Below are 19,510 nucleotides of genomic sequence, written 5' to 3'. Positions count from 1 at the left end.
GGCTTGGTCATCGGAGCTTCGGATTGAGCGCGTCGCGCAACCAGTCACCGAGCAGGTTGATGGACAGGATCAGCGCGGCGAGCGCAAGCCCCGGGAAGGCGACAATCCACCATTCGCCCGCAAACAGATAATTGTTGCCGATGCGGATCAGCGTGCCGAGCGACGGCATGGTGTCGGGCAGGCCGACGCCGAGGAAGGACAGCGTCGCCTCGGTGATGATGGCGAGCGCGAGATTGATGGTCGCGATGACCAGGACCGGGCCCATCGCGTTCGGCAGCACGTGCCGCAACATGATCTTTGGTGCGGGCAGGCCGATCAGCTGCGCGGCGGCGACATAGTCCTTGTTCTTCTCGACCATGACGGACCCGCGCACCGTCCGGGCATAGCCCACCCAGAAGCTCAGGCCGATCGAGATCACGAGCACCACCAGCATGCTGGTGGCATCCAGCCGGTTGCCGAGGATCGATTTCGCAACGCCATTGACCAGCAGCGCGATCAGGATGGCGGGGAAGGTGAGTTGCACGTCGGCGATTCGCATGATCACGCCGTCGATCGCGCCGCCGAAATAGCCCGCGACCAGACCGAGCGCGATGCCGAGCGCACCGGCGAAGATCACGCCGGCCACGCCGACGGCGAGCGAGATACGCATGCCGTAAAGGATGGCGGAGAAGACGTCGCGGCCCTGCTCATCGGTGCCGAGCAGGAACGGACTCTGGCCATCGGCGGTCCACAGCGGAGAGATTCGCGAGTTCATCAACTGGAGTTGCGCCGGATCGAACGGGTTCTGTACAGCGAGCACGGAGGCAAAGATCGCGAGCAGGAAGAACGCCAGGGCAATGGCCGCCGCCACCATGGTCAGCTTGGAGCGCCGGAAAGAATAGAAGACGTCGCTATCGAGCGCGCGGCTCAGCCAGTTGCGAACAGCATGCGTCGGCGGCGCGCCCTGCTTGTCGGAATTGGAAACGACTGTGTCGGACATACAGGTGGCCTATACGGCGCGGCCGAAGGTCGAGCGCAGGCGCGGATCGACCACGGTGTAAAGGATGTCGACCACCAGATTGATGGTGACGAAAATCAGCGAGACCATCAGGAGATAGGCGGCCATGATCGGGATATCGACGTTTTGCACGGCCTGGACGAACAGAAGTCCCATGCCCGGCCATTGGAATACGGTTTCGGTAATGATCGAAAATGCAATAACCGAGCCAAACTGCAGTCCGGCCACCGTGATCACGGGAATGAGCGTGTTCTTCAGCGCGTGGCCGAAATGAATGGCACGGGTGGTCAATCCCCGGGCGCGGGCAAAGCGGATATAGTCGGTCCGCAGCACTTCCAGCATCTCAGCGCGCACCAGCCGCATGATCAGGGTCATCTGGAACAGGCCGAGCGTGATCGAGGGCATGATCAAGGCCTTCAGTCCTGAAAGCGTGAGCAGGCCCGTGGTCCACCAGCCGAGCTTGACCACCTCCCCACGGCCGAACGAGGGCAACCAGCCCAATATTACGGCGAAGAGATAGATCAGGAGGATACCGATCAGGAACGTCGGCAGCGAGATGCCGATCAGCGAAACGGCCTGGAATAATTTGGCGAGCACGGTGTCGCGCCTGAGCGCCGAATAAACACCCATCAGAATGCCAAACACCATTGCAAGCACGGTCGCGCAGATCGCGAGTTCCAGCGTCGCGGGCATGCGCTCCATCAATAGCGTCGAGACCGGCTGGCGGAACTGATAGGAGACGCCGAACTTGAATTGCGCGGCATCGGCGAAATAGCGCACGAACTGCACCGGCACGGGATCGTCGAGGCCGAGCGATTTGCGTACGGCTTCACGCTCGGCTGCCGACGTGTCGATCGAGACGATCTGGTTGACGGGGTCGCCGGCGAAGCGGAACATCGAGAACGCGATGATGCCGACCGCGAACATGACGCCGATAGCTTGAACGGCGCGGCGAAGAGTGAAAGCGAGCATTCCCTCCACTTTCCTTGAATGTGCGACTGGCCGACGTCTTTGTCAGCCGGAAAAGGGACGGCCCCGGAAGCCTGACGCTGCCGGGACCTCGTGTTCAACTGACGCTATTCCTGCTTGGTCGCCCAGTGGAACATGACCAGATTGTCGGCGCGCTGCGGCAGGTTGACCTTTTTCGACACGCCCCAGGCCAGCGCCTGCTGGTGTAGCGGGATGTAGGCCCAGTCCTTGATGCTGATTTCGTACGCCTGCTTGATCAGCTGGTTGCGCTTGGCAGTGTCGGTTTCGACCAGGACCTTGTCGGTGATAGCATCGAACTCCTTGTTGCAGTAGCCGCCCAGATTGGCTTCGCCGCGCGAAGATTTCGGGTCGTTGCGGCAGCCCATGATGTCATACATTACGTTGTGGGAATCCATCGTGCTCGGCGTCCAGCCCAGCATGTAGAACGAGGTCTGATAGCCGCCTTGCTTCAGCACCTTCGCGAAGTACTGCGCCTTGGGCTGCGCCAGCAGATTGATCTTGACGCCGATGCGGGCGAGCATGCCGACCACGGCCTGGCAGATCGCGGCGTCATTGACGTAACGATCGTTCGGACAATCCATGGTGACCTCGAAGCCGTCGGGATAGCCGGCTTCCGTCAGAAGTTTCTTGGCCCCGTCAGGATCCAGTTTGGGGCGCGTGAAGTCCTTGGAGAGTGCGAACAGTTCGGGGGCGATCATCAGCGCCGACGGCGTCGACAGTCCGCGCATCACGCGCGTCTTGATCAACTCGATATCGATCGCCTTGTAGAAGGCTTCGCGGACGCGGACGTCCTTGAACGGGTTCTTGCCCTTGATATTGGAATAGAGCAACTCGTCGCGGGTCTGGTCGAAGCCGATGAAGATGGTGCGCAGCTCCGGCGCCTTCAGCACTTGGGCATTCGAACTCGAATCGACGCGGGAGATATCCTGGATCGGCACCGGCTCGATGACGTCGACTTCGCCCGAGAGCAGCGCGGCTACGCGGGTAGCATCGGACGCGATCGGGGTGAAGATGATCTCCTTCAGGTTACCTTCCATCTTGCCCCAGTAATTGGGATTGGCCTTGAACACGGTCTTCACGCCGGGCTGATGGCTCTCGATAATGAAAGGACCGGTACCATTCTCGTGCAGCGAGGCGTAGCTCGGCGAGGTCGCGGACACCGGCGTCGGCTCGACGGCCTTGTTCTCCTCCGCCCACTTCTTGTCCATGATGTACCAGACGTCCCATGCCGAATGCAGGATGGGATTGGGCGAGGGCAGGATGAAATCGACGGTGTAGTCGTCGACCTTGACCACTTTGACGTTCGGCGCGAGGCGAGTCTGCATGTTGGAGTTCTTGTTGCGGACACGGTCGGCGGAGAATACGACGTCGTCGGCGGTGAAGGGATCGCCATTGTGGAACTTCACGCCCTTGCGCAAATGGAAGCGCCAGCGGGTCGGCTCCGGAGTCTCCCAGCTTTCTGCCAGCGCCGGAATGATCTTGAGATCCTTGTCGCGCGCGGTGAGGCCTTGATAGACGTGGCCGAGATGGGCATGGGTGGTGCTCTCGTTGAGCGAATAGGGATCGAGCGACTTCAGGTCGCCCTGGTTGGCGTAGCGCAGCGTCTGGCTCGAGGCTGGTGAGATTACCAACGCAAGCACCGAGGCGAGCGTCATCGCAAACAGACCCTGACGTACCGACATTCTTGACCCTCTCCGCTCTAGCCATGCCGCGATTTTTGTTTGTTCGGCCGGCTGATAAACCATGTTGCCCAGAGTTTTTACACCGTGCAAGCGCCATTCCAGCAAGGAACGCGCCAACTTGCGCCGCTCTGCAGCAATACTGACCGATACTGCCCAGCAGGAGGGTCGCGACATTCGACTTTTGATTGACCATACCGGCCGATTGCGGGGCCGGACGTGCCAGGCCGGCATCAGGTCGCTTGCGTCGCACCGCAACTCGCGGCGATACTCCGGCACGCCGCTCGAATCTCATCTGGAGGGGACATGAAAGTTAACATCGAAATCGACTGCACCCCCCTTGAAGCCCGGCAATTCTTTGGCTTGCCGGACGTGTCGCCGATGCAGACGGCGGTGATGGACAAGCTACAGCAGCAGGTCTTGAGCAACATCGACAAGGTCTCACCGGAATCGCTGATCCAGAGCTGGTTTACCTTCGATCCGAAGATTGCCGAGCGGTTTCAGGACATGTTCGTCACGATGGCCGGCCTTGGCGGCACGCGCAGCGGCGACAAGAAAAAATAATGTCGGGGGCCAAGGACGGGCCTCGGGCGCCGGGTCGGCTTCGTCCGCCGGGCCTCGGCCTCCTGCTTGCTGAAGCCCGCGGCCTGTTCGAATTCAACGCCAGCCTGTTGCTGTCGCCCATCCTGATGCGGGCGCCAAGGGGCGACGGACATCCGGTACTGGCGCTGCCCGGTTTTCTCGCCAGCGATCTCTCGATGGCGCCGATGCGGCGCTATCTGAGTGAGCTCGGCTATGACGCGCACGCCTGGCGGATGGGACGCAATCTGGGGGGCCTGGGGCGGATGCGGGAGGCGCTATGCACCCGCCTTTCCGAAATCCATGCTGCAAGCGGCCGGAAGGTCAGCCTGGTCGGATGGAGTCTCGGTGGCGTCTACGCCCGCGATCTGGCACTTCAGGCGCCCGAGATGGTTCGCTACGTCATCACGCTCGGCAGCCCCTTTGCCAGCGACGTGCGGGCGACCAATGCGACGCGGCTCTACGAGGCGCTGTCCGGCGAACGGGTCGAGGATTTTGCGGAACTGCGCGAAGCGATCGCCGGCGACCTGCCAGTGCCGACGAGCTCGATTTACTCGCGCGCCGATGGCGTCGTGAACTGGCGGACCTGCCTGCTGCGTCCGTCCGAGCGTGCCGAGAACATCGAGGTGCACCTGGCGAGCCATATCGGGCTCGGGGTAAACCCCGCGGCGTTGTGGGCCGTCGCCGATCGTCTGGCGCAGCCGGAAGGGGAGTTCTCGCCATTTGACCGGGCCGGGCCGTTTGCCATTGCATATGCCCCGCCGGAACGGGCAGTATCGGGCTGACGAGAAGCGCCGCCCAAGGCGCCCGTCGAGATTCTCGGGAGGGAACCATGGCTGACGGTAAGAAGCTATCGTCGCTGGATGCGTCGTTTCTCTATCTGGAAACGCCGGAAATGCCGATGCACGTCGGGAGCATGGCGATCTTCCGCCTGCCAGACGACTATAAGGGCGACTTTTTCGAAGACTTCAAGGCGATGATCGTTTCGCGCCTGCACATCGCGCCGATCCTGAAAGCTCGGCTGGAGAAGGCGCCGCTCGACATCGACCATCCCTCCTGGGTCGAGGACGACCAGTTTGACATCGACCGCCACATCTTCCGCGCCAGCCTGCCCGCGCCGCGCGATCGCGCCACGCTCGAGCGCATCGTCGGCTGGATGCATGCCAAGCTCCTGAACCGCGCCCGCCCGCTCTGGGAGTTCTATGTGTTCGAAGGCATGAAGGACAACGAGGTCGGGCTCTATTCCAAGATGCACCATGCCGCCATCGACGGCGGCGCCGGGGCGGCGCTGACCAACATGATCTATGACATCTCGCCGATACCGCGAAAGGTCGATCCCCCGACCAGTGGTGCCAAGTCCGGGCAGGAGCCGCGCGACATCGCGGCGAACCTGCTCGATTCCTATCAGCAGCTCTTCAGCCAGCCGCTCGATGCCTCTGCCGCCGCCAAGAACCTGCAACTGCCGCGCACCGGCAAGAGCGACATCGGCTCGATCCTGTTCGACAATGCGATGTACCAGATCGAGAGCGCGGTGCGTTTTGCCGGAAACATCCCGACCATGGTCAAGAGCGTCTCCGACGTGCTCGGCAAGATCTCCGATCCGAGGTCGCGCGAGAGTCTTGCCAGCATGGTGTCGCCGCCGACCATGCTGAACAAGTCGATCTCGTCCGAGCGCAGTTTCGCCGGTGTCTCGATCCCGTTGTCGCGGGCCAAGGCGCTCGCCAAGCAGGCCGGCGGCAAGCTCAATGACGTGGTGCTCGCGCTCGCCTCCGGCGTGGTCCGGCGCTACCTCAAGGAGTACAGCACCCTTCCCGCGAAATCGCTGACCGCGGCTGTACCGATTTCGCTGCGCGAGGAGGGCAATACCGAAGCCAACAACCAGGTGTTCGGCATGATCTGCTCCATCGCGACCAATATCGACGATCCCAAGGCGCGGCTGGAAGCGATCATCGCGCAGTCGACCAAGTCCAAGGAGATGTCGCATCCGCTGCGCGCGCTGATGCCGCAGGTCTCCAACATCTCGATGCTGGGCGCGCCGATGATGGTGCAGATCCTGGCCTTGCTCTACAGCCGGTCGAACTTGTCGGACGTGTTGCCGCCGGCCGCCAACATCACCGTCTCCAACGTGCCAGGGCCGCGACAGACGCTCTACGCCGCCGGCGCCGAGCTGCTGCACATCTTCCCGGTGTCGATCTCGACGCACGGGCAGGCGCTCAACATCACCGTGCAGAGCTATCGCGACCAGCTCGATTTCGGGTTCATCGCCGGTGCCAACATCATTCCGCACGTGCAGGTGATGTGCGACATGTTGCCGGAGGAGTTTGCCGCGCTGGAGGCGGCCTACGCGCCCCCCGCGGCCGACATCAAGAGTGCCGCTGAGTAGGGATGTTGTGATGATTGAAATGCCACCGCTCAAGTTCGTGCAGACGAACGGAATCCGCATGGGCTATTACGAGGCAGGCCCGATCTCCGACAAGCCGCCGATGATCCTGTGCCACGGCTGGCCGGAGCTCGCCTTCTCCTGGCGTTACCAGATCAAGGCGCTGAGCGAGGCCGGGCTCCGGGTGATCGCGCCGGACCAGCGCGGCTACGGGGCGACCGACCGGCCCGAGCCGGTCGAGGACTACGACATAGAACATCTGACCGGCGATCTCGTCGGGCTGCTCGACCATCTCAACATCGATAAGGCGGTCTTCGTCGGTCACGATTGGGGCGGCTTCGTCGTCTGGCAGATGCCGCTGCGGCACATCGACCGGGTTGCCGGGGTTGTCGGCATCAACACGCCTCATACCAACCGTGCCTGGGCCGATCCGATCGAGCTGCTGCGCGCCCGCTTCGGCGACAAGATGTACATCGTGCAGTTCCAGGATCCGGCGCGCGAACCCGACAGGATCTTTGGCAGCCGCGTCGAGCAGACATTCGATGCGTTCATGCGCAAGCCGGCGCCGCGTCCGCCCGACGCACCGGCCGAGGAGGTGGTTGCCGGCGTCGGCGCTTCGCCGCGGGTCAATCTGGCGTTTCCGCAGATGATTGCCGGGTATGACGCCAAGCATGATCCGCGCACACCAATCCTGTCGCCGGAAGAGAAGCAGGTGTTCGTCGACAACTTTACCAGGACCGGCTTTACCGGCGGCATCAACTGGTACCGCAATATGTCGCGCAATTGGATGCGCTCCGAAGGGCTCGACCATACGGTGCGCGTGCCGTCGCTGATGATCATGGCCGAGAATGACGCTGTGCTGCCGCCGTCTTCCGCCGACGGCATGGACAAGCTGATACCCGATCTCGAAAAATACCTGGTCCGTGACAGCGGTCATTGGACGCAGCAGGAGAAGCCGGAAGAGGTCAGCGCCAAGCTGATCGAGTGGCGTAGAAGGCGGTTCGAGTGATCGTCATTGCGAGCGCAGCGAAGCAATCCAGAATCTTTCCGCAGATGCAGTCTGGATTGCTTCGTCGCAAGAGCTCCTCGCAATGACGAGGTGACTTGACCGTGTAGGGGGAAGCGCAGTTAAATGTCATCCAATAACCGACTTGACCCGATTCCGCAGCCGCCGACCAAGCCGGTGGTCGGCAACATGCTGTCGCTGGATCCGGCGGCGCCGGTGCAGCACCTGACGCGGCTTGCCAAGGAGCTCGGGCCGATCTTCTGGCTCGACATGATGGGCTCGCCGATCGTCGTCGTCTCCGGTCACGATCTCGTCGACGAGCTCTCCGACGAGAAGCGTTTCGACAAGGCGGTGCGCGGCGCGCTGCGGCGCGTACGCGCGGTCGGCGGCGACGGCCTGTTCACTGCCGATACCAACGAGCCGAACTGGACCAAGGCGCACAACATCCTGCTCCAGCCGTTCGGCAATCGCGCCATGCAGTCCTATCACCCGAGCATGGTCGATATTGCCGAGCAGCTCGTCAAGAAATGGGAACGGCTCAACGCCGACGACGAGATCGACGTCGTCCACGACATGACCGCGCTGACGCTGGATACGATCGGCCTGTGCGGCTTCGACTACCGTTTCAACTCATTCTACCGGCGCGACTACCATCCCTTCGTCGAGTCGCTGGTGCGCTCGCTCGAAACTATCATGATGACCCGCGGTTTGCCGTTCGAACAGATCTGGATGCAGAAGCGCCGCAAGACCATGGCCGAAGACGTCGCCTTCATGAACGGGATGGTCGACGAGATCATTGCCGAACGGCGCAAGGGCGCAGAGGCGATCGACGACAAGAAGGACATGCTCGCGGCAATGATGACCGGCGTCGACCGCGCCACCGGCGAGCAGCTCGACGACATCAATATCCGCTACCAGATCAACACCTTCCTGATCGCGGGCCACGAGACCACCAGCGGCCTGTTGTCCTGCGCGCTCTATGCGCTGCTCAAGCATCCGGAGATTCTGAAGAAGGCCTATGACGAGGTCGATCGCGTCTTCGGTCCCGACGTCGACGCCAGGCCGACCTATCAGCAGGTGACGCAGCTCACCTACATCACCCAAATTCTCAGAGAAGCGCTGCGGCTGTGGCCACCAGCGCCTGCCTATGGCATCTCGCCGCTCAAGGATGAGACCATCGGCGGCGGCAAGTACAAGCTCAGGAAGGGCACCTTCACGACGATCCTGGTGACGGCACTGCATCGCGACCCCAGCGTCTGGGGCCCGAACCCGGATGCCTTCGACCCCGAGAATTTCAGCCGCGAGGCGGAGGCCAAGCGTCCGGTCAACGCGTGGAAGCCGTTCGGCAACGGCCAGCGCGCCTGCATCGGCCGTGGCTTTGCCATGCACGAGGCCGCGCTCGCGCTTGGCATGATCCTCCAGCGCTTCAGGGTGGTCGACCATCAGCGCTATCAGATGCATCTAAAGGAGACGCTGACGATGAAGCCGGAAGGCTTCAAGATCAAGGTTCGTCCGCGCACCGATCGCGAGCGCGGCGCCTATAGCGGGCCCGCGGTGGCTGCGACGAGTGCCGGGACGACTGCGCCGCGTGCGACGGCGCGGCCCGGACATAATACGCCGCTGCTGGTGCTGTACGGTTCCAATCTCGGCACGGCGGAAGAGCTGGCAACCCGCGTCGCCGATCTCGCCGAGGTCAACGGCTTTGCCAGCAAGCTTGGTCCGCTCGACGACTATGCCGGCAAGCTGCCGGAGGAGGGCGGCGTGCTGATCTTCTGCGCCTCATATAACGGCGCACCGCCGGACAACGCCTCGCAATTCGTGAAATGGCTGCACGGCGATGCATCGAAGGATGCACTGTCGAAGGTGCGTTACGCCGTGTTCGGCTGCGGCAACAGCGATTGGGCCGCAACCTATCAGTCAGTGCCCCGGTTGATCGACGAGCAGCTTGCGGCCCGAGGTGCGCGCAGTCTCTACGCGCGCGGCGAGGGCGATGCCAGGAGCGATCTCGACGGCCAGTTCGAAAAGTGGTTCGCCGCCGCCGCGCCTGCGGCCATGAAAGAATGGGGTCTCACCTCGGACTTCAGCCGGAGTGCCGACGACGAACCGCTGTACCGGGTCGAACCGGTCGCGCCCGGCGCGGTCAACGCGATCGCGGCCCTCGGCGGCGCCGTGGCGATGAAGGCGCTCGTTAACGACGAACTCCAGAACAAGAGCGGCCCCAATCCGTCCGAGCGCTCGACGCGGCACATCGAGGTGCAGTTGCCGCAGGGCGTGAGCTACCGCGTCGGCGACCATCTCAGCGTGGTGCCGCGCAACGATCCGGCGCTGGTCGACGCCGTTGCGCGTCGCTTCGGCTTCCTCCCGGCAGACCAGATCAGGCTGCGGGTCGCCGAGGGGCGTCGCGCGCAGCTGCCGGTCGGGGACAGCGTCTCGGTCGGCCAGCTGCTGACCGATTTCGTCGAGCTTCAGCAGGTCGCGACGCGAAAGCAGATCCAGATCATGGCGGAGCATACGCGCTGCCCGGTGACCAGGCCGAAGCTGCTCGGCGTCGTCGGCGACGAGGCCGAGGCTAGCGAGCGCTACCGCGCCGAGATCCTGGCCAAGCGCAAATCGGTGTTCGATCTTCTCAGCGAATATCCGGCCTGCGAGCTGCCGTTCCACGCCTATCTCGAAATGCTCTCGCTGCTTGCGCCGCGCTATTATTCGATCTCGTCCTCGCCATCGGTCGATCCCGCCCGTTGCAGCATCACTGTTGGTGTGGTCGGCGGTCCGGCCGCGTCTGGGCGCGGCCTCTACAGGGGCATCTGCTCCAACTATCTGAGCGACCGCCGCGCGGGAGACACCGTCTACGCGGCGGTGCGGGAAACCAAAGCCGGCTTCCGCCTGCCGGACGATTCATCGGTGCCGATCATCATGATTGGCCCGGGCACGGGATTGGCGCCGTTCCGCGGGTTCCTTCAGGAGCGCGCCGCGCGCAAGGCGAAGGGCGCCACCCTCGGCCAGGCGATGCTGTTTTTCGGCTGCCGTCATCCCGACCAGGACTATCTCTATGCGGATGAACTGAAGGGGCTGGCGGCCAGCGGCATCACCGAACTCTTCACGGCGTTCTCGCGCGCGGACGGCCCGAAGACTTATGTGCAGCACTTGCTTGCCGCGCAGAAGGACAAGGTCTGGCTCCTGATCGAGCAGGGCGCCATCATCTATGTCTGCGGCGATGGCGGCAAGATGGAGCCCGACGTCAAGGCGGCGCTGGCTGCGATCTTCCGCGAGAAGAACGGCGGGGATGCGGCAGCAGCCGCGCGCTGGATCGAGAAGCTGGGTGCGAAGAACCGGTATGTGCTGGATGTCTGGGCAGGAGGGTGACCGCCGGCCCGATCGTGCTAAACCTCACGCATGATTCCCTGGGAAAAAATCGATACCACCCGGATTCCCGGTTCGGACGGCGAGCTGCGCCTGATGCGCCGTGGCAAGGAGTTTTCCATCATGCTCGGCACCAACGAGCTGATGAACAGCCGCCTGTCAGGCTCGGAGGCCGCCCTCGCGACGCTCGCGGCGAAGAAGATCGAGAAGGTCGCAAAGCCGCATGTGCTCATCGGCGGTCTCGGCATGGGCTTTACCTTGCGTGCGGCACTTGCCGTGCTCGGGAGCCAGGCGAGTATCGTGGTGTCCGAGCTCGTTCCGGCGGTGGTCGCGTGGGCGCGAGGTCCAATGGCACAAGTCTTTGGCGATAGCCTCGAGGACCCGCGAGCAATCATCCGTGAAACCGATGTCGCCAAAATCATCCGGGAGCACCGTTCGGCGTTCGACGCCATTCTCCTTGATGTCGACAACGGACCGGAGGGGCTGACCCGGAAGGGCAATGATGCACTCTATAGTTCCACCGGGTTGAAAGCGGCGAGGATGGCGCTGCGGCTGGGGGGCGTGCTGGCGGTCTGGTCATCGGGGCCCAACCCGGCGTTCGCCAAGCGCCTCGACAGCGCAGGTTTCGACGTCAACGAAGTCAATATCCGCGCCACCGGCAGAGGCGGTGGATCGCGCCATGTGATCTGGATCGCCACGAAGAATTAGCCCGTTTTCCGAGCCTCACGTTCTATCCGTCAGAACATCGTATTGTTATTCGCGGGAGTTTCGGGAATGGGCTGGACGACGTCCCAGTGCTCGACGATCTTGCCGTTCTCCAGCTTGAAGATGTCGATGATGGCGTTGCCCCTTGTGCCGGGTTCGCGAACCGCGTGAACGTGAAGAATGACGTAGTCGCCGTCGACGAACGAGCGTTTGATCTCGCTGTGCGAGTTCGGAAATTTTTCACGCAGGAAGCCGATGAATTTGCGAAAGCCCTCGGGACCATCTGCGGCGTTCGGATTGTGCTGGACATAACGGTCCCCGACATAGGCGAGCGCGGCGTCAGCATCCTTCTGATTGAGACCCTTCTCGTAGAAGTTAAGCACGGCCTTGCGGTTGGCCTCCTGCGCGTCGCCGGCACTTGCGCTGACGTGAGCGGAGAGCACAAAAAGAACCGAGGCGGCGATCATTGCGGCTGACCGGAAGATGAGATGCATGGATAACTCCGAGAGGCCGTAGCCTTCTTCTCCTGTAATGCCGCGCGCTGGTATAGCGTTCGCGCCGGTCCGCCGTAAGATGGTATCCGGCAGCTCACATGGTCACCGCGAGGAGACCGGCTGCGTCAGGCTACGCTGCCTTCGCCGCCGCGCCATGCGCGTGGTCGTCGATGGCGTCGATGATTTGTGGCCAGAATCGTATCGGCAGCGCGTGGCCCATGCCCTCCATCATCAACAGTTTTGCGTCCGGAATTGATGCCGCCGTGTCCTTGCCGCCCTCGGGCCGCACCAGGGGATCGACGGTGCCATGGATAACCAGCGTCGGCGCCCTGACGTCTTGCAGGCGTTCCTTGCGGCTGCCGGAGGCAAGCACGGCGCGGAGCTGCCGGCCGACGCCGGCCGGATTGAGCCCGCGCGCGAACACACGCTCGGCACGGCCGGGATCGAGCGCCTCTTCCTCGGGAAAGGAGCCGGCCCGCAAGATCTTCCAGGTCTGGCCGTAGCGGATGATGAATTCCTCCTTGCTGCGCGGCGGCGGCGCCATCAGCATCGCGGCGGCCTCGCGCGTCGGCGGCGGCACGCGCGGATTGCCGGTGGTCGACATGATCGAGGTCAGCGAGCGCACGCGCTCTGGAAACGACAACGTCACCTCCTGCGCGATCATGCCGCCCATGGAGGCGCCGACCAGATGCGCGGACTTGATGCCGAGCGCGTCCATCAGGCCGATCGTGTCCTTGGCCATGTCGATCAGCTTGTAGGTTGCGGCAACCGGTATCCTGAGAAAGCGCAATTTCAGGAGTTCGAGCGGCGTGAGGCGCTTGCCGCCGGCCAGATGGCTCGACTTGCCGATGTCGCGATTGTCGAAGCGGATCACGCGAAAGCCGCGCGAAGCGAGCTGTTCGCAAAAGGCGTCGTCCCAGTGGATCATCTGGGCGCCTAACCCCATGATCAGCAGCAGCGGCTCGGCATTGTCGTTGCCGAAAATCTCGTAACAGATGTCGATGCCGTTGGCGCGAACGATCTTGGGCGGCTGATGGGCGGAGGCGTTCACGGGCGTTCCTCTTGCAACGAGAAGAGTGTGCTGTATCGCACGGTTTGCCGCGGCAAAGAAGCCGGGCGACGAGGCCGTCGCTTACCCGTTGACCGGCCCGTCACAACCGTGTGGTATGGCAGCAAAAGAAGGGCAAAAAGACCCTCGACATCCGGAGGACGCCGATGACCGACAAGATCACCGATCCGGTTGCCTTGTGGCAGAAGATGATTGGCGAGATGGAGAAAGGCTTCAACTCGTTTGCCACCAAGGCGATGGAGACACCCGAATTCTCCCAGGCCGTGAACCGTGCCGGCGGCGTTGCTGCGGGCGCTCAGAAACAGTTCAGCGACCTCATGGAGAAGTATCTGCTCTCGCTGAACCTGCCCAGCCGAGAGCAGATGACCGGCATCGCTGAACGGTTGCAAGCCATAGAAGGCCAGATTGGCGAGATCAAGTCGATGCTGCGCCAGATGTCGGCCACTCCGGGCGAAAAGCAGATTGGAGCCGCGCTGCGGCCGCCGCGCACAAGACGTCCGCCATCCGAAGGCGGAGAGCAAAAATGAACGCGCCGACGGGACTTGATTTCGCATCTGTTCCGGAGCGCATCCAGTCAGAGGTGCAGCGCGCAATCCAGCGCAGCATCAAGGGTGTCGAATATTTCTCGACCTCGGGCCCGACGCTCGGGTCGACACCGAAGGACGTGCTGCACTCGCGCGGTACGATGAGCCTCTATCACTACCGGCCGATGTCCGATGAGATCTACCGCGTGCCGGTGCTGATCGTGATGGCCACCACAAACCGCGGCTACATCCTCGATCTCGTGCCTGGCCAGAGCTTCATCGAGTTCCTGCTCAAGCGTGGCTACGACGTCTACATGCTCGACTGGAGCGCGCCGCGTCCGGAGGAGAAGAGCCTGCGGATGGAGGACTATGTGCTCGACTTCATCCCCGATTGCGTGCGCCGCGTGCAGCAGGATTCCGGCGAGCAGGACGTTTCGGTCATCGGCTATTGCTTCGGCGGCGTGCTCTCGCTGCTCTACGGGTCGATCTTCCCGGATGGGCCGATGAAGAACTTGATCTGCTTCACCACGCCCATCGATTTCCGCGAGATGAAGCTGTTTTCGAACTTTTCCGACCGCCGCTATTTCGACGTCGACCGTCTCGTCGACAGCGTCGGCAACGTGCCGCCGGAGATGATCCTGTCGTCGTTCGAGATGCTGCGGCCGGCATCGCGCACGGTGAGCCAGATTCAGCTCTGGGAAAACATCTGGAACGACGAGTTCGTCAAATCCTACCGGATGTTCGACCGCTGGGCGACCGACACGCTGCCGCTGGCCGGCGAGTACTTCCGCACGATCACCAAGGATCTGATGTGGGACAACAAGCTGTTCAACGACACCATGTCGGTCGGCGGCCGTGCGGCGAAACTCGAAAACATCAAGGTGCCGTTCCTGCACGCGGTCGCCGAGCACGACCACATCGTGCCCTATGACGCCGCAAAGCATCTGATCGCCAAGATCGGATCCGAGGACAAGCAAGAGGTGATGCTGAAAGGCGGTCACGTCTCGCTGGTGGCAGGTGCCAACGCGGTCAAGCGACTGTGGCCGAAACTGGACTCCTGGCTGGGAAAGAGATCGACATGAACGAGCAGCGTTCCTATCCGCGTCGCATCAAGACCGAGGCGGGCGATATCGAGATTCGCCTGATGTCGCAGGCGGACGAGGCCGCGGTGCTCACCTTCGGCAAGGGCCTGCCGACCCACGATCTCCTTTTCCTGCCGCGCAACATCAGCGAGCCGAAGGTGCTCTCGGCCTGGGTCAAGGAGATCGAGCGCGGCGCTATCACGAGCCTGCTCGCGGTGACGGACGGCAAGGTCGTCGGCTGCGGCACGCTGGTGCGCGATCCCCACTCCTGGTCGCCCCATGTCGGCGAGATCCGCATGGTGGTCTCGCCCGATGTCCGCGGCAAGGGGGTCGGGAAGGCGCTGTCGCAGGAGACCTTTGCGCTCGCGCTCGGCGCCGGTCTCGAAAAGCTCTCGGTCCAGATGACGGTGGATCAGCAGGCGGCGATCGCCCTGTTCGAAAGCCTCGGCTTCAAAGCCGAGGCCCTGCTGCGGGACCATGTCCGGGACGTGGACGGCAAGACTCACGACATCGTCGTACTCGGCCACAACATCGCGCAGGTCCAGGCCCAGATGGAGGCCTATGGGCTGCCAGGCGCCGTCCAGCACTGAGCCCCATCGCGCTCCAATTGGAACCGAGCGACCAGGAAGGCAGCAGAGTGCCAGTTCCTAAGGCTGATCACGTTTTCGTGATATCGCATCGCAATATTTATATTGCACTGCACAATCAACTATGCCATATAAGCCGTGCCCCGGGCCAAATCGGACGGGGTGAGCCCATAGCTCAAATCAATGAGGATGGAGAGACCCAATGACCACCGAGACCAACACCGCTTTCGAGGGCTTCAAGGACGCGTTCAAGAACATCCAGAACCTGGACGTTCCTGAGGCTGCCCGCGAGTTCGTCAAGAAGTCGGCCAACACCGCCAAGGATCGTGCTGCCGAGGTTTTCGCCGGCTCCGAGCGCGTGACCGCGGTCATCGAGAATGCCGTGACCGAATCCGTCACCGAGGCCGGCAAGATCAGCCGCAACATCCAGCAGGCGATCTATGAGGACGCCGAGGCGTTCTTCGCAGGCATCGACAAGCTCGCGTCGGCCAAGTCGATCAACGAAGCTGTCCAGATCCAGTCGGACATGCTCCGTGCGCGTGGCGAAGCGTTCGTCTCGCGCGCCAAGGCGACCACTGACTATCTCGGCAAGCTCGCCGCCAACGGCGCGAAGTCCGCTCAGGACAATTTCGCCAAGGCCTACACCAAGACCGCCTGATTGCGCGTCTGAGGTGAGAACTGAATTTTAAGGCCCGCTTCGGCGGGCCTTGTTTTTGCGCCGCCGTCATTGCGAGCGAAGCGAAGCAATCCAGAGTCTTTCCACGGAGACGGTCTGGATTGCTTCGCTTCGCTCGCAATGACGGCGTAGTGTGATGCAGTGATGACTCCACCCGCCACCTTCTCTTTCGATACCCCCGGCGACACCGAGCGCGCGGCCGAGCTGCGGCGCGTCAAGGCGTTGGCCACGTTGGTGCTGGCCTCGACGCTCGGGCTGTTCGTTGTCGCGAAATGGTTGTTGCCCGTGCATCCCGTATTCGGCTTCATCGCCGCCTTCGCGGAAGCGGCGACCATCGGAGGTATTGCGGACTGGTATGCGGTGGTCGCGCTGTTCAAGCGGCCGCTCGGCCTGCCGATCCCGCACACCGCGATCATCCAGAGCAACCAGTCCCGCATCGCCGACAAGCTGGGCGAATTCATCCAGGTGCATTTTCTCGAGGCCGGTCCGGTCGAGGCCAAGCTGAAGGAGATCGACTTCGGCTCCTTCGTTGCCGATTGGCTCCGCGACCGCAAGCGCAGCGACGATCTCGCGCGCTTCGCGCTCCGCCTGCTGCCGGAGGCGTTCTCGGCGACCGAAAGCTCCGGCCTGATGACCTTCATCGTCCGCCGCATGTCCTCGCAGCTCCAGGCGATCGATCTTGCGCCGCTCGCCGCCGGCACGCTGCGCGGCTTCGTCGCGGAAGGACGGCACCAGATCCTGTTCGACGATCTCCTGCGCGTGATGCACGACACGCTGCATCAGAAGGAGACGATGGCGATGATCCGCGACAAGGTCCGCGCGGAATTGCCGACCCTGCTCAGGCTCTACCGCGCCGACAAGTTTCTGGTGAACAAGATCGTGGCGTCGGCGACGGCCTTCTTCGACGAAGTGCGGGCCGATCCGAAGCACCCGTTCCGCGGCGAGTTCGACCGCATGGTGCTGACCTTCGTCGACCGGCTCGGCACCGATCGGGCCTATGTCGATCGCATCGACGGCCTGAAGCGCGATCTGCTGGCGCGCCCCGAGCTTGCCGACCTCGCCCGCACCGTCTGGGCCAACACGCGCTCCTTCATCGAGCGCAGCGCATCGGGCGAGACGCAGGTGTTGCAGCATCATCTCGCCGGCGTGTTCGTCTCCGCCGGTGAAGCCCTGGCTGGCGATGCCGAGCTGCGCGGCGAGATCAACAAGGGGCTGGTGACGGTGCTGCGCAGCGTCGTCGCCGACCAGAAAAGCGGCGTCTCGACCTTCATCTCCGACCAGGTCAAGTCGTGGAATATGACGCAGCTGATTTCGCTGATCGAAATCAACATAGGGCGCGACCTGCAATACATCCGATTCAACGGCTCGCTGATCGGTGGACTCGCCGGCCTTGCCCTTTACTCCGTAGAATTCCTGCTTCGATTGCTGTGACTTTTGCATCACGGCGGCTCGCATTAACGTGCAGGCCTATTGTCGCCCCACGCGCCACCGGCTTGAATGTGTGGAACCGGCCGCCTAGCTGATTCATGTTGCGTTGCGGAACGTTCGAGACGCCGGCGTATTGGAATTCATGTCCATTTTCCGGCATCGCGGCCGGAGCCTTTTCAGAGGAAAATTGATGACCGCTGCTGCCCAGACGCTGCATCCGCCGTCCCGCACCCTGATGTTTCTGGAGGGGCGCGCGATCCACGAACTCGGCGCATTCCTCGGCGCGTTGCCGCTGCTCAGCCTCGCCCCACGTGGCGACGGGCACCCGGTTCTGGTGCTGCCCGGTCTCGTGGCCTCCGACATGTCTACGCGCCCGCTGCGATCGTTCCTGACGAACAAGGGCTATGCGGTGACCGGCTGGCGTCAGGGCCGCAACTATGGCCTGCGCCCTGGCGTGCAAAATGCGATGGTCGATCTGCTCCATGAGCTCAACCACACCCATGGCCGCAAGATCAGCCTGGTCGGCTGGAGCCTCGGCGGACTCTATGCGCGCCAGCTTGCCAAGATGATGCCGGAGCGCGTGCGCCAGGTGATCACGCTCGGCAGCCCCTTTGCGGGCGATCCCAAATCGACCAATGCCTGGCGCGTCTACGAATGGGCCAGCGGACAACGCGCCGATCAGGTCGATCCGCGCTTTGGCGGCGAACTTGCCGTTCCGCCGCCGGTACCGACCACCGCGATCTTCAGCCGCACCGACGGCGTCTGCGCCTGGCAGGGCTGCATGGAGAAGACGGGCGCCGAGACCGAGAGCATCGAGGTCGAGAGCAGCCATTGTGGCATGGGCCACCATCCGGCTGCGGTTTATGCGGTCGCCGACCGCCTCGCGCAGCGGGAAGGCGCGTGGCGGCCGTTTGACCGTACCGGCTGGCGCAGCCTGGTTTATCCCGATCCGAACAGGTGATGCACTTTCTTCGCCGCTCCCCGTAAGAACGGGGAGAGGGAGACGTAACAGCGTCGCACCCATCCATTGTCGCGCCTGCACCAAACGCGCTATGGCTCGCGTATGGCGCATCCGCTCTCCCGCATCGTCGATCAGCTCAAGCGCGAGCCGTCTCGCACCGGCTCCATCGTCATCACCATGTTCGGCGATGCCATCGTGCCGCGTGGCGGCTCGGTATGGCTCGGCACGCTGCTTGAGTTCTTCGACGGCCTCGCGATCGACGGCGGCGTGGTGCGCACCGCGATGTCGCGCCTTGCGGCCGACGGCTGGCTGACGCGCGAAAAGGTCGGCCGCAACAGTTTTTATCGTCTCGCTGAAAAGGGCCGCCAGACGTTTGAAGCTGCCACGCGTCACATCTACGACCCGCCGCCGTCGGACTGGACCGGCCGATTCGAGCTCTTGCTGATCGGCGACGGCGAAGACCGTGATGCCTCGCGCGAAGCGCTGCGCAATGCCGGCTTCGGCAGCCCGTTGCCGGGCGTGTGGGTCGCCCCGTCAGGCGTCCCTGTGCCGGAAGAAGCTGCTGGCGCCATTCGTCTTGAAGTCTCGGCCGAAGACGACAGCGGGCGCCGGCTGCTCAGGGCGAGCTGGCCGCTGGACCGCACTGCGGACGCGTACCTGAAGTTCGTGACAATGTTCGAGCCGCTGCGCGCCGCGATCGGGCGCGGCACGGAGCTGTCCGATGTCGACGCGTTCACCGCGCGTATCCTCCTGATCCACTACTACCGCCGCGTCGTGCTGCGCGATCCGCTGCTGCCGGACAGTCTGCTGCCGGCGGACTGGCCGGGCAGGGCGGCGCGCGAGCTCTGCGGCGAGATCTATCGCGCACTGCTTGCCCCATCGGAGCAATGGCTTGACGGCCATGGAACCAACGAGAAAGGGCCATTGCCGCCGGCACGAAAGCTCCTGGAACGGAGGTTTGGTGCCTGACTTTTTATATTACAGAAATATCTT

Annotated in this window: 18 protein-coding genes; 13 read left to right on the top strand and 5 right to left on the bottom strand. The window is 63.1% G+C overall.

Going from position 1 to position 19,510, the window contains the following annotated elements; all coding sequences use genetic code 11:
- Positions 1-7 precede the first annotated feature (7 nt).
- The 3 genes from FXV83_RS02240 to FXV83_RS02230 all read right to left on the bottom strand — a co-directional run bounded on the left by FXV83_RS02240 (position 8) and on the right by FXV83_RS02230 (position 3,669).
- Positions 8-979, bottom strand: coding sequence for an ABC transporter permease (locus tag FXV83_RS02240; RefSeq protein ID WP_148737342.1), 972 nt, complete (start codon positions 977-979; stop codon positions 8-10).
- 9 nt (positions 980-988) lie between these two features.
- Complete coding sequence (locus FXV83_RS02235) at positions 989-1,969, bottom strand: ABC transporter permease (protein WP_148737340.1); 981 nt, start codon at positions 1,967-1,969, stop codon at positions 989-991.
- Positions 1,970-2,073: 104 nt separating this feature from the next.
- Positions 2,074-3,669, bottom strand: coding sequence for an ABC transporter substrate-binding protein (locus FXV83_RS02230; RefSeq protein WP_148737338.1), 1,596 nt, complete (start codon positions 3,667-3,669; stop codon positions 2,074-2,076).
- A 303-nt stretch (positions 3,670-3,972) separates the two neighbouring features.
- Between FXV83_RS02230 and FXV83_RS02225 the strand changes: the two genes are divergently transcribed.
- The 6 genes from FXV83_RS02225 (at position 3,973) to FXV83_RS02200 (ending at position 11,699) form a co-directional block, all read left to right on the top strand.
- Positions 3,973-4,230, top strand: coding sequence for a DUF6489 family protein (locus tag FXV83_RS02225; RefSeq protein ID WP_148737336.1), 258 nt, complete (start codon positions 3,973-3,975; stop codon positions 4,228-4,230).
- Positions 4,230-5,030, top strand: a complete 801-nt coding sequence (locus tag FXV83_RS02220; RefSeq protein WP_148737334.1) for an esterase/lipase family protein — start codon at positions 4,230-4,232, stop codon at positions 5,028-5,030. The genes FXV83_RS02225 and FXV83_RS02220 overlap by 1 nt, the downstream gene beginning before the upstream one ends.
- Before the next feature lie 47 nt (positions 5,031-5,077).
- Positions 5,078-6,628, top strand: coding sequence for a WS/DGAT/MGAT family O-acyltransferase (locus tag FXV83_RS02215; protein ID WP_148737332.1), 1,551 nt, complete (start codon positions 5,078-5,080; stop codon positions 6,626-6,628).
- A gap of 10 nt (positions 6,629-6,638) precedes the next feature.
- Positions 6,639-7,634 (top strand): alpha/beta fold hydrolase, encoded by a 996-nt coding sequence (locus FXV83_RS02210; protein ID WP_148737330.1) that lies wholly within the window; start codon positions 6,639-6,641, stop codon positions 7,632-7,634.
- A 123-nt stretch (positions 7,635-7,757) separates the two neighbouring features.
- A complete protein-coding gene (locus FXV83_RS02205) occupies positions 7,758-10,994 on the top strand; it encodes a bifunctional cytochrome P450/NADPH--P450 reductase (RefSeq protein WP_148737328.1) in 3,237 nt (1,078 codons plus the stop codon).
- A gap of 30 nt (positions 10,995-11,024) precedes the next feature.
- A complete protein-coding gene (locus FXV83_RS02200; RefSeq protein ID WP_148737326.1) occupies positions 11,025-11,699 on the top strand; it encodes a spermidine synthase in 675 nt (224 codons plus the stop codon).
- Between the two features lie 29 nt (positions 11,700-11,728).
- Here FXV83_RS02200 and FXV83_RS02195 read toward each other — a convergent pair whose 3' ends face one another.
- Entirely contained in the window at positions 11,729-12,190 is a 462-nt protein-coding gene (locus tag FXV83_RS02195; RefSeq protein WP_148737324.1) for a nuclear transport factor 2 family protein, read from the bottom strand.
- 130 nt (positions 12,191-12,320) lie between these two features.
- Positions 12,321-13,241: an alpha/beta fold hydrolase gene (locus FXV83_RS02190; RefSeq protein ID WP_148737322.1), complete on the bottom strand. Its 921-nt coding sequence runs from the start codon at positions 13,239-13,241 to the stop codon at positions 12,321-12,323.
- A gap of 164 nt (positions 13,242-13,405) precedes the next feature.
- Here FXV83_RS02190 and FXV83_RS02185 point away from each other — a divergent pair, with 164 nt between their 5' ends.
- The 7 genes from FXV83_RS02185 to paaX all read left to right on the top strand — a co-directional run bounded on the left by FXV83_RS02185 (position 13,406) and on the right by paaX (position 19,486).
- The gene (locus tag FXV83_RS02185; RefSeq protein ID WP_148737320.1) at positions 13,406-13,786 is read left to right on the top strand and encodes a hypothetical protein; all 381 of its coding nucleotides are present in this window, start codon (positions 13,406-13,408) and stop codon (positions 13,784-13,786) included.
- The gene (locus FXV83_RS02180) at positions 13,783-14,865 is read left to right on the top strand and encodes a PHA/PHB synthase family protein (RefSeq protein ID WP_148737318.1); all 1,083 of its coding nucleotides are present in this window, start codon (positions 13,783-13,785) and stop codon (positions 14,863-14,865) included. Before FXV83_RS02185 ends, FXV83_RS02180 begins: the two co-directional genes overlap by 4 nt.
- On the top strand, positions 14,862-15,455 hold the full coding sequence (locus FXV83_RS02175) for a GNAT family N-acetyltransferase (protein WP_187435601.1): 594 nt from the start codon (positions 14,862-14,864) through the stop codon (positions 15,453-15,455). The genes FXV83_RS02180 and FXV83_RS02175 overlap by 4 nt, the downstream gene beginning before the upstream one ends.
- A 199-nt stretch (positions 15,456-15,654) precedes the next feature.
- Positions 15,655-16,110: a phasin gene (locus FXV83_RS02170; protein ID WP_148737314.1), complete on the top strand. Its 456-nt coding sequence runs from the start codon at positions 15,655-15,657 to the stop codon at positions 16,108-16,110.
- Positions 16,111-16,272: 162 nt separating this feature from the next.
- Positions 16,273-17,559 (top strand): DUF445 domain-containing protein, encoded by a 1,287-nt coding sequence (locus tag FXV83_RS02165; protein WP_148737312.1) that lies wholly within the window; start codon positions 16,273-16,275, stop codon positions 17,557-17,559.
- Between the two features lie 187 nt (positions 17,560-17,746).
- A complete protein-coding gene (locus FXV83_RS02160) occupies positions 17,747-18,517 on the top strand; it encodes an esterase/lipase family protein (RefSeq protein WP_148737310.1) in 771 nt (256 codons plus the stop codon).
- Positions 18,518-18,619: 102 nt separating this feature from the next.
- Complete coding sequence (gene paaX, locus FXV83_RS02155) at positions 18,620-19,486, top strand: phenylacetic acid degradation operon negative regulatory protein PaaX (RefSeq protein WP_148737308.1); 867 nt, start codon at positions 18,620-18,622, stop codon at positions 19,484-19,486.
- Positions 19,487-19,510: the final 24 nt, after the last annotated feature.

It is taken from the genome of Bradyrhizobium hipponense (assembly GCF_008123965.1).
Taxonomy (GTDB): Bacteria; Pseudomonadota; Alphaproteobacteria; order Rhizobiales; family Xanthobacteraceae; genus Bradyrhizobium; species Bradyrhizobium hipponense.
Note: the sequence above shows the minus strand (reverse complement) of the source record. Positions and strands in the feature narration are given on the sequence as shown.